Source organism: Bradyrhizobium paxllaeri, from assembly GCF_001693515.2.
In the GTDB taxonomy this organism is placed as follows: domain Bacteria; phylum Pseudomonadota; class Alphaproteobacteria; order Rhizobiales; family Xanthobacteraceae; genus Bradyrhizobium; species Bradyrhizobium paxllaeri.
Genome location: NZ_CP042968.1, coordinates 8314220 through 8325727, shown reverse-complemented (window position 1 = coordinate 8325727; position 11508 = coordinate 8314220). Strand labels below are relative to the sequence as shown.

The following is an 11508-nucleotide window of genomic DNA, read 5'->3' as shown; positions in this document are numbered from 1 at the left end:
CAACGCTCCGACGCCTAGGACAACCCGTCCAGGCTAATCGGAGAATTGCACATGGTAGACCAGAAGCACGTCGAGATCACTTCATACATCCGCTCGTTTGACCGGCGCAGGATGGTCCAGATTAAGCCAGGCTCTTTCGTTCGTCTTAGGTGTGCTCGCCGACTGCGCCTGATCCCTATGCGGCGGCGCCGAGACTAAGAGCAGGTGCTTTTACAGGGAAATCGCCCGAACCGGTGGTCTCCCTATCCTTCCCACAAATCGAACGATCCGGCACCCTAGCAACGCTAGGGTGCGCGTCTTTGCTCGCAGGTCGTCCGGGTCTTGCAATTCAAAACCGAGTTGCGATTAAAAAATCTATGCGCTTGCTCAACCCGACTTCCAGCAAATAAGCCCCCGAGAACCTAAGCGGCGTCGGTGGCAATGACCTCCCTAGTAAAATCACTAGTGGAGTAGCGCGAATGACTGAGCGATTTATCAGCGTAAAGTCCGTTCTAGACCGGGTCTGTTTGTCCCGCACAGAACTTTACGAGCGAATAAAGCAGGGTGAGTTTCCACGTACCGTTGCACTCGGACCTCAAAAGGTGGTCTTCATCGAGTCTCAAGTCGAAGCCTGGATGAAATCGCAAATCGAGGCGGGTTCTCGCGGTGCTGAGTGGCGCAAGTGGCGTGCGCGGAATGCCGTTGCTGCACGCAGTGACATCAAGGTGGCACCATGACCGAGCTACCTTCACCGGACAACCTTGCTGCGCTCGATTTTCTCAGGAAATTGTATCCTGATGGACCATGGTTACTGACGGCCATAAGAGTAGATCCTCCAGGAATTCAGACTCGGACGTTCTCGCCCAAGAACGAGGGAGCATGCCTCGACTGGCTGAAATCCCGCAACGGAGAGCGAAATATCTACTTCAGTGTCAATCCGCCGCTACGCGAGCTCTCTAAGAAGGCTGAGCGGACGGACATTAGGGAGGTTGTCTACCTCCACGTTGATATTGATCCTCGTGCAAATGAGACCCTGGAAGTTGAGCGAGAGCGCATTGAAGCTTTACTGACAACCAACCTCCCTCCCGGGGTGCCGGCTCCTACCGCCATAGTGTTTTCCGGCGGAGGCTATCAGGCCTTCTGGAAATTAGACATGCCGATTCCCATAGGCGGCGATCTGGAGCTCGCAGAAGAAGCCAAACGATATAACCAACGGCTTGAATACGCGTTTGGCGCGGACAACTGCCACAACATCGACCGCATTATGCGGGTGGCCGGCACCATCAACGTGCCGGACGCGCGGAAGACGAAAAAAGGTCGCAAGCCTGAGCTCGCGCAGCTGTTTCGCTTCGAGCCGAAAAACGTATATCCTCTAGCTAGTTTTCAACAGGCACCTCTCAAGAGTGCTTTGTCGGCTGTGTCGCTTTCTTTGGAAGTGCAGCTTGAATCGCTAGCGAATATCGAAGATCTGACAAAATGGGCCGTTCCGGCGCGGCTCATACGCGTCATTCGTGAAGGGAAGGACTCTGACCAGCCAAAAAAGGGCGATAACAGCCGCTCTGGATGGTTGTTCTACTGTGTCCGTCAGCTTGTCAGACACCGCGTACCCACGGGGGTGATCGCATGGATATTGCTTAACGAAAGGTTCGGCATCGCCGAAAGTGTTCTGGAACAACCCGACCCAAAAAAATACGCCTTACGACAAATCAAAAGTGCTCACAAAGCCGTAGCAGCGGCTGAAGCGGAGTTCGAGTTGCACGAAGGTCAACCTGTCAAAAATCTAGCGAATATACGCATCGCTCTGGATAAGCTCGGTGTAAGTGTTCGCTACGACGTATTTCGAGGTGAGTGTTTGATTGAGGGGTTGCCCGGACACGGACCGCTGCTCGATGAGCAGGCACTAAACAGGCTTTGGCTTACGCTAGAAGAAAAATTTAACTTCCGGCCTGCAAAGACGTACTTCGACACGGTCCTTGACGATCTCGCGGTTCAATCAACCTTTCATCCCGTTAGAGATTACCTGGACTCCCTTGTATGGGATAGGAAAGAGCGGCTCGACGGATGGCTCACGACTTACGCTGGAGCGAAAAGCGACGACTTTACGCGCGCAGTCGGCTCTATCGTTCTTATTGCTGCGGTTCGGCGAGTACGAAACCCCGGGTGCAAGTTCGACGAGATGCTGGTGCTCGAAAGCGGCCAGGGCGCCGACAAGTCCTCTGCCTTGGAACTACTTGCCGTGAACAGCGATTGGTTCACGGATGACCTTCCCTTGGACGCAAACAGCAAGGTTGCGATTGAGCAGCTTGCAGGCCGGTGGATCGTCGAAGCGGGTGAGTTGCATGGCATGGGTAAAGGCGATTTGCAGCACCTCAAAGCCTTCTTGTCCAGACAAAACGATACAGCTCGGCTGGCGTATGCAAAACGCGCCACACGAGCACCCAGGCAGTGCGTAATCGTCGGAACAACTAACGAGGACAGCTATCTTACCGACGTCTCCAATCGCAGGTTCTGGCCAGTTAAGATTGATCGCTTTGACTTAGATTTACTGCGACGTGATCGAGATCAACTTTGGGCGGAAGCCGCGGCTCGAGAAGCTGAAGGAGCGCGTATCCGACTGGACCCAGCGCTATACGAAGCGGCGCAAGTCGAACAGGATTCACGCCGGATCGAAGACCCCTACCGAGAAATTATCAGCAGAGCGCTCGGCGACAGGCGGGGAGAGGTTCGATCGTACGACCTCTGGGACCTGATTGACGTTCCGGCAGGCCAGCGAAACGGAACGCATGCAAAACGGCTTGGCGCGGTGATGAAGCAGCTCGGCTGGAAGCGAGAGAAGGCGCGATATGGAACGGGTGTCGAATGGTGTTACGTTAAGGGCGGCGCTCCCCGGAAAAAGCTTGTTCTGACTCAAGGCGGCGACTTTCGGTCTTTTAGATACCCAGGGGAAGCCGAAGCGCCGTTTTAATCGCAGGGGGGTGATCACCAGGCGTGGCAGAGTGCCCCCCGTTCCTCCCATGCGTTGCTCTACGTTATCCGTTTGAGGTGCGAGAACGATTGATGTTGAGGTAGTTTGATAGTTCAGGGAGGAACGGGGAACGCCCCGCTTTTGGCGCTTTCTTACTCAGTCAACCTGACCAATTCGAGTGTGAGTTGCAGGGCTTAGAAAAAAGTAGACCGTTCGTACAACCATGCCCGTTAGCTTTTCCTTCGGCCATATACCCAAAGAACTGAGCGTAATTACTCTACTCGGGGGCTGGCTTTGCCCTGTAGCGCTTATCATTTTGAGTGCTACGTGCGCGCGTGGTGCAGCAGACCTAGCCGAAGTCCCTTCGCTCGTAATTCGCGATAGGCAAACGGGTGCACGGGCTGCCTCAGGAATAAGCCCCCAAGGAGGTTGATGCGCTTCAAGGTATGTAGCGGGACGCGCGCTGGAGATGCGAAGATGATGTATGAAAATCAACAGAATATCGAGAAGATGGAACATAAGTACGCCGGGATCTTGCGGACGAAGAGCCTCTTAAAGTGTCTAGGCGATCCGATCCTGATTAAGGACAAAGAGGTACTCACGAAGCTCGTCTGCGAAATCAACTACCATCTGGAAATGGCCATGTTGATATCTCGCCCACCTCGCTCCGAATGAGGACGAGATTTATTCGTACTCCTTCAGCCCCGAGAGCTCACTCCTCTCAAGGTTGGGCTCGACGCCAAAATAATTGAACTTTGAGGCAATAAGGTCGAAAGCATTCCGGCGGGGGAGCGCTAGGGGACGAGCGAAGATCGATTTCCTCCGCTTAACGAACCGGTGCGTGTCGATCCGAGCGTGATGTTCTCTAGCGATTCCCTCGTAAGCTCGATGAAGTTATCCTCGTCAATCGCGTAGCGTTTGACGATCTCAATATCGCGTTTAGCCTCTGTTTAACCCATAATAGCATCGGAACGAATTTAGACTACTCGTCCTCCATCAACAGGATCGTCGTACCGACAGGAGTTCTCTTCCGCCTGCGCCACTTCTCAGGATCCAGCGCCTGCTCCCAAAGACGGATATAGCCTTCGGCGGATTTGAAAAGCGGATCCAACTCGCGCGGGGTGACACCCAATACCTGAAAGTCAGCAATCATGTCCGGCAGCATGCCAATGTGAGCGAGTCCGGCAGTATTGAAATCGAGGGTCATGTTGCCAACCACCGAACGATTCATGGTGATCTCGACGCCTTTTGCTCGAATTGTGAAAGGATATCTGAGCCCTGTGCGGTTACGTAGTGCGGCCGCAATGCCTCCGGGACAGGCTTCGTCTCCCAGGCGAGGCCCGGGTAGGCCGGCAAAACCATTGAAGTCGCTCCCAATTCCTACGGGAGTGCCGGGCAAACTGTGCACGGCATAAAGGTAGGCTTGAACGACTGTCTCCGAGCTATTGCCGCAGGAATGCGGAATCTGCGCCCCATTTGGCCGGCCGAATGTGCTTATCTCGTTCAAATCACCCTGGTGAGGGATGATCGCTACCATGCCGCCGACCTTCCGGATTCGTTCAAGATCCCGAGGTGTCTTGTTCCCCTCGCTGTTCTTGTCCCCCAGAGATATTGCAGTAAAGCCGGTGTGCCCGGATACGACCGGGTAACGCATCGGCTCTAAGATATCCATTGTATCGTTGAATGACAGTTCCGACATGTGATCAACGTCAATGATCATGCCCCGGCGGGCCAACTCGCGAATAAAGAACTTTCCCAAATCCGTGAGTCCTGTCGCATTGCAGCGCCCATTATCGTAGCTATAGCCAAGAGACCGGCAGTCTCTTGTCTGGATCGGATTGCTCCACCGTTTCGTGATCAGGAGATTCGAGCTGGCGGACCCACCGAAGGCGTTGTCGTAGAAATGGATCGGGAAGACATGGCGTACGCCGCGATCATAGTACTGAGCGAGTTGTGCGGCGACAAAGCTTTCAGTGCATTGGCGGCGGTTCTTCTCGCAGCCGAAAAGGCTGTCGACTTCGACCCCTAGGACCACTGCAAGTTTACCGTCGGCAATGACTTGCCTAGCCTCTGCTGGACTACCGACGATTCGGTACCATCCTTTTCCGGGCCCGCCGGCCCGTTGATCGATATATGCCTCCATCTGCCGCGCCTCGTTGAGCTGACGATCGACCGCAGGCATATCGCGGCAGACATCCGGCGTGAACAGTGCGCCCTGCGCTACCTTGGCCGCCAGAAGATAAAATCCAGCTTTCGGGTTGGCGATGAGCTCGGCCTGATCTAGTGGTGTGATTGCCTCAAGCGTTGAGCACATCCACTCGTTGTTTACTGCCAGAACCACGATGAGGCGGAGCCCACCATCCATCGCGCGCCGGAGCCATTCCTCATGCATCGCCTGATGGGTCACGCTGTCCCAGCGGGGCCAGCCATCGAACTCGGGATAGCCTCCGACTTTATGCCCGGGGCCGGCCGCGCCACCATAGAGCGGCCGGAGAGCGAGCGTAGCGAGATCGAACACGCCGCCAGGACCATGATCGGCAGAGCACCAAGACAGCGCGGTATTAAGCGGCCCAAAAGCGCGTCCGACAAAATGGCGTCGACCGAAACCTTCGTTCGCGAACTGATGGGTGTGGAGATCGGCATAGCCAACGATTCGACTGGGCTGCGCGCATGCTCGCGGCACGTCGGCAGCAGATAGAAAGCAAAGCGCAGCGGACAGCATCACTAATGTGCTGGCGACGGACCATACGAACCTCCGCCTGACGCTCACCTTGCGGTTGATCGGTCGAGTCCCGTGCCGGCTGCTCATCGTTTGTCGCCATTGCGGTGCATGCCGTTCCTAGCGCTCCACGTTTCAACGCCGGCATTGCGGCAGATGCGGATTGCGGTCACATGGATCCTCTCGGGGGCAGTCCGGATCGCGCGGATGCCGCCTACAGAAGTCCGGACAAGTCCGGTCCTCAGCGTTCCGCGCACAATAATCTGGACAACCCCGATCGTCGGGATGCCGCGCGCAATACCCCGGACAACTCTGATCGTCGTGTCTGCTGCAATAGCCAGGGCAGCCGCGTCGGTCGTTATCAAACGTGCAGCGGCTTGGAGGCTCTAGCGGCGTTTCCGCCATCACCACCGCGAGCAACTGTCTGCAGTCCGCCGCCAAACAGCCAAACGTCGTGCCCGACTGGTCGGTCGGATCGAAAAGTATATGCACCAGCTTCTCGCCGACCTGCGCAGCTTCGATAACGCTAAGCGCCCGCGCGGCAACTCGCGGATCTTTTGTTGACGCGGCGAAGTACCAGAACCTGTCGTCGATCGGAGTTTCGCACTTTACATGTATGCGTTCCGGAAAGGCAGCGGCCTCCACCGGCTTACAGGACACCCATAGCTGCGCCGCTGGCGCTGCTCGGCTACCTCCAAGCAGTATTAAGCAAATGGTAGCGCCGAGAAACAATGCACTTGAAAGATTCCTCACAGCCGCTTCTCCCGCGGGCAGTAGAAATCGGGGCACTGGGTCCTACACCCACATTGGGGTCAGAATTTTGAGTGCGCAGCAGGTCGCTCTGAAAAAATGCGGCTATATAACTCGGCCAACATTCGGGTGGAACGCCTGACACGTGCAATAATAGCAGCCATAGGCCTCCGGGTAAAATGACTTTCCGGAGGCCGAACCTGCCCGATCCATTAGGCAGCTTTCTTGAGAGCTATGAAAGGTGAGTACTTGCAGGGCGTTGAGCGATGCATACTCTCCGCCGCCCCGGCCAACACGTGAGTGGTACACAGAGCGCCACAAACTATTTCGACAACGCGCTAGGCCCTGACCTTCCAAAACTTAGGTCCGGGCGAGGCAGCCTGGGCCTGCGCGTCCTCGACGTTGAACTGGTGGTGGCCTGGCGCGTTCCAAGTTGCTCCATGTCCGCGCGAAGCTTCGTGGGAGGATCAGGCCGGCGTGGTCTCGTACTCCAGAGTGAGGACGAGATCCTCAATCTCTGCGCCATCGAAAACCAAGCTTTCCGGCTTGCTCTCGGGCGCCGTGAAAGGACCCGGCGCCTGTTGGCCGTTCTCCGGCCGCGGGAACTCGAAAGCCCAAGTGTCGACAGGACCGAACACCGCGGTGGGCGGATCGCCGAAGAAATGCTTGGCGGCCGAATTGGGAGGGGGTGGCGTGCCCGCACCGTCGTAACGACGGTTGGTGGCGATGTTGAGTGCTGCCATATGCAGCGCCTGGTCTGGGCCCCGCCGGTAGCGCTGTCGTGAATAGAACAGGACGTCCTGGCTTCGCACGGCCCGAAAGGCGAGATGCAGCGGCCGATTGCTCTGCACGACCTTGAGCGGCAGATCGAAAATGGCCTCGTTTGGGTCCGAAGCGCTGCCCTCGTCCGGCACGCGGCGCGCCGAGGGTGCCTCGACGACATGCCATGTCGTCGCGGTCTGGCCATGTCGGCCTACCTCGCTTGGGAACGTTGCCCGGGCACGAATCGTGCGCTTGCCTGTCGGTGATTGTGGCTCGCTAGCTAGCGTGGGCAGCGCGACCAGCGGGAGCTCGAGCAGGACGCCACGCGTCACCGCGATTTCGCACAGGTATTCGTGCAGCCGCTCACCGCGCACGATGCGCAGCGTCACCTCATAGACGCCGGGCCTCGCATATTCATGCTCGAAAGAGCTTCCTTCCAGGATCGGTGTGCCGTCGCCGGGATCCCAGGTCGCGGTCGCACCGGCTTGGGCGATCAGCGCGGCGCCGATCCGCAGGGGGTTTGCGGGATCCGGATACTGAAACCGGAACGACGGCGGCAAGGTGTCCGGATCGATGATCGGCGTGCCGTTGTCACTCACCGTGAATTCCACGAGGCCGGTTGACGTATAGCGCCTGTATTCCTTGCGGCTTCGCGCGGGCACGACGAGGATACCGACATTGCGGACCTTGCCGGGCGTCCTGCTCAGGGTCAAAAGGTCGGCGGTCAGCGGCCAAACCATCTTTCCGGTGCGGTTGAAGTCGAAGAAATTGTCGGGGAACACCTCGCGGGCGGAGATGTAGCTCGTGGCCACGTCGGGGCCCGGCGTCACCGGCTCGGTGCGCACCTCGGCATCGAAGAAGCCGGCGAGGTTGAAGGTGATCAACATGTCGGCGAGCGAGCCGGGAACGACTTGGTTCTCCTCCATCGACATGTCGATCTCCCAGGCTCCGGCGGCGCCGCGACCTTCGAACCCGTTGCGCTGGTTGCTCGTCGTCACGGGAAAGATGCTGGCCGCGTCCTGTCGGGAGAGGCCCGAGTAGATCGCCGTCTCGGGGCCGTGGAGCCGTGGCTCGGCCGGCCAGGGCTCCACCGGATCGGCGCCGGGCGCGGGCCGGCGGCGCATGCGGCTGAAGCCCTGGTGCGTGAGGCGCAGGCTGAACCTCGTCTGGTCCAAAAGCGCGAGAGGAACCACGTCCACCGCGCCGAGACGGGCGAGAATGAGGCCGTGGAACCGCTGCTCGATTTGCTCGAGCACCATGCTGAAGGTCACGCGGCCGGTGTCGCGGAGCTCCTGCAGCGCTTCGGGAAACTCGCGTGCCATCGACAGCACATAGCGCACGTGCTGCTCGCGCTCGCGTTGGGTGACGACGAGGTCGTGCTCGAGCGTATCGAGGTCACGCAAGAGGAAGTCGCCCGCAAGAAAATCGCCGAGTTCGGAGAGGTCGTAATCGAAGCGGATCACGTTCAGCTGCTTGTCGGCCTCGAATTCATAGGCCTGCTCGGCCAAAAACGCGATCTCGACGGCATAGCGCAGATAGGTGTCGGCGATGGAGCGGATGGAATTGGCGAGCCGGAACCATTGCTCGGCGTTGAGCACGCGGTTGGCGAGGTAGGCGGCGGTCTCGACCGCGAACTCGTGGCGGAGGAGGGCGGTCTGGCGCTGGAGGGTGGCGACGGTGAAGGCGGCGTTGGCAACATTCAATTGCGCGTTAACGACGTCCAGCGCTTTTTGGGCCTCAATGTTGGCACGATCCAAATTGCTTTTTTCCAGTTCTCGCTGCTGCGATTCGATAAAAACTTGTGCTCGCCGGAACTGGTCTTCCGAGCGGGATGACAAGAATCCCACCGCGGCACCAACAAATGCCCCGACTGCTCCGCCAGCGGCTGTGCCCGGGCCCGGGATAATGCTGCCGACTGCAGCACCAATCCCGGCTCCGGTAGCCGCGCCCCCCAGAGTGCCAGAAAGCTGACTTTCCGTATTCGGGCCTCCCGACCATTTCTCCATTCTGAAGTCTGCATTCTCATCGAACGTTTTGTAATCTGTGAGCCGCAGGTCGGCATGCTCCTTGACCTTTTCTTGAAGAGCTTTGCTCGCCTTCGCAGCTTCAACCTCAGCGTCCGCTTGACCGACCCGCGCGTCCTCGATGGCGAAGTTGGCGCTTTCCAGCGCCACTGCCTGCTCGGCCTGTTTTTCCTGCAGCTCCTCGCGCTCGGCAGTCGAGAGGAAATTGAGATAGTCGCGCTGGGCCTGCTTGGCGTGCTCGGCGAAATACCGGCCGCGCTCGAGCAGGAAGTGGAAGCGCCACGGCGGCACATAGTCGTCGGTATAGCCGAGCCAGTTGAAGTCGGCCTGGAGCTGCACGAGACGAGCATTGGCCTGCAGCAGCAAGGCGAAGACCCTCGGGTTCGTGTCCGTCGATGTCGCCTCGCCGATCTCCAGGAGTGGGGCCGTTGCCGCGGTGTTCCTCACCGCCACCATCCGCTCCTGGCCCGCGGGCCGCTCCTCGCCCGGCTTCAGCACCGGCTTGATGGAGTCGATCAAAATCTCCCGTCCGAGCTTGGCCAAATCTGGGTCGGGAGCAGCAACGGCGGCGTCGAGCTTCGCGACGGCTTGCGTGACTTGCGCGCCATAGGTGCCGAGTGCTCCCAGCGTGGCGGTGGCGCGGTCGTAGCTCGTCCTGGCCTTCATCCAATCGTGGCGCACGAGCCTCGCCGGTGGTGGGGGTGCAGGAGGCAGGGGGGAGATTGGCGTTTCCGCCTTGTACTCGGAATCGCCTTGCCCGATCAGGCACTCCGCCAGCAGCAGACGGATAAACCGCAGCTCGATGGGCTCGTTCACGATGAACTGGTGAGGGGCGGCGTTCGAAGCGGCATTGGCGAGCACCCAATCGAGTTCATCGATGGCAGCCTCGTAGCGCTGACGGTCCCGTTCCAGCTCGGCTCGCGCGAGCGGAACGAAAACGGACATCAGGACTATCATGAAGTAGTCGAGCTTCTGATGAACGAGGTAGAAGTGCTCTTGAAGCTTGGCGTCGATCCCGGCGGCGGCGAGGTGTTGGAGAACCTCGATCGCGTTCGCATTGAGTCGGCTTGGAGGTGTGCCAATCGGCCGCTCCTTGACATTCGCTGCGGCCGTGACCGGCGCAGACCAATCAAAAAAATGGAGTAAGTCCCGGGTAGACGCCCGACGTCGACTCTCGAGCATCCTGCGTAGGGTGCGAGGACCCTGTCCAGACGCGGTCTCAGGCGGTTGAGGGTTAGGATCTAGGTCCGAGGCAATTTTCGACAGAACGTTGGACACTCGCGAACGAATGTCCGCACCCACGGCCGGAATGTTTCGCACGATGCCGAAATAGGCAATGGCGTGCTGCTGACATTGGTCGAATGCGAAGGCCGCGCTCTTCTGCCGGCGGCGCTGCAGCTCGTAGATGCCTTCTTGCCAGCGGCGCACGGCGTCCAGCCAGCGCTGTGCGCCCTCGGGCAAAGGAGTGTTCGGGGGAAAGTTGGTGGGTGGCGGATCCCAGATGACGATATCGGGACGCAGGGGCACATCTTCTATTTCCACAATGTCTCTGGCTCGAAAGCCGCCCCTGCGCGTTGCCCCTCCGCCCGACCAGACCGAGGGGCCTCCTGGCTGGTTCGGCTCCCGCTCGATACGCTTCGGCTGCAGGCCGAAGTCATCGTCCTTCAGGAGGTCGTTCTGATAAAAGTAGAAATTCTCGTTGTGGAGCTTTGGCATTGGTATGCTCCCTATCCGATGTGGTCGCCTGCACCGAGCGGGGTTTCGAAGATGGCTCGCAACACGCGAAGTTCCACAGGCTGGCCTCCAGCGTCCATTGTGGCTGCGGCTTCGCCAACCGCAGACCATACCGCCTTCGCCTGGCGATGGCGTCCCCGGCGTCCACCAGATCACCACCCATGGGCTTAGAGATGACTGCGCAGCTTGTAACTTACTGTTTCGCAGCGTCGGGGGTACAGCAGTGTCCTTCCTCAGCATTCAAATAGCTCCTGCCCCCAAGGGATTGCCATTCGATTTCGGCGCTACCGCGAGTCGCACACCCCATCCTCGTAGTGGTAGTGCTCCTGGCTTGCGATAGAGAACCGCGCAATGAATTCGGCATTCTGCTGCGTCTGATTTTTTGGTTTGAAGTAGCCATGTTCAACAGCCCAATCAAAAGTACCAGTGTCCACGGGATAAAGCGTCAAGCTCCCACTCAGTCTGTGTTTCCTAATCCAATCTTCGGCGGTCGCGCGAAGTTGAAACACGCCACTCGGAAATTTACCCCCAGCGCCGACAAACACCCATACAAATGGTTGGTAGTTTTGCATTAC

5 protein-coding genes are annotated in these 11508 nt (G+C 58.6%); 2 read left to right on the top strand and 3 right to left on the bottom strand.

The genetic code is table 11. The features are described 5' to 3' along the window. Window positions 1-458: 458 nt before the first annotated feature. Window positions 459-716 carry a helix-turn-helix transcriptional regulator gene (locus LMTR21_RS39630; RefSeq protein ID WP_065754084.1) on the top strand — a complete coding sequence of 86 codons (258 nt, stop codon included), beginning with the start codon at window positions 459-461 and terminating at the stop codon, window positions 714-716. Further along, the gene (locus LMTR21_RS39625) at window positions 713-2944 is read left to right on the top strand and encodes a VapE domain-containing protein (RefSeq protein WP_065754083.1); all 2232 of its coding nucleotides are present in this window, start codon (window positions 713-715) and stop codon (window positions 2942-2944) included. Before LMTR21_RS39630 ends, LMTR21_RS39625 begins: the two co-directional genes overlap by 4 nt. 982 nt (window positions 2945-3926) lie before the next feature. Here the strand turns inward: LMTR21_RS39625 and LMTR21_RS39620 are convergent. The 3 genes from LMTR21_RS39620 to LMTR21_RS42145 form a co-directional block, all read right to left on the bottom strand. Further along, window positions 3927-5753, bottom strand: a complete 1827-nt coding sequence (locus tag LMTR21_RS39620; RefSeq protein ID WP_084030706.1) for a membrane dipeptidase — start codon at window positions 5751-5753, stop codon at window positions 3927-3929. 1127 nt (window positions 5754-6880) lie between these two features. Then, complete coding sequence (locus LMTR21_RS39615; protein ID WP_065754078.1) at window positions 6881-10915, bottom strand: Tc toxin subunit A-related protein; 4035 nt, start codon at window positions 10913-10915, stop codon at window positions 6881-6883. Window positions 10916-11217: 302 nt separating this feature from the next. After that, entirely contained in the window at window positions 11218-11505 is a 288-nt protein-coding gene (locus LMTR21_RS42145) for a DUF7710 domain-containing protein (RefSeq protein WP_065754077.1), read from the bottom strand. Between the last annotated feature and the right edge of the window lie 3 nt (window positions 11506-11508).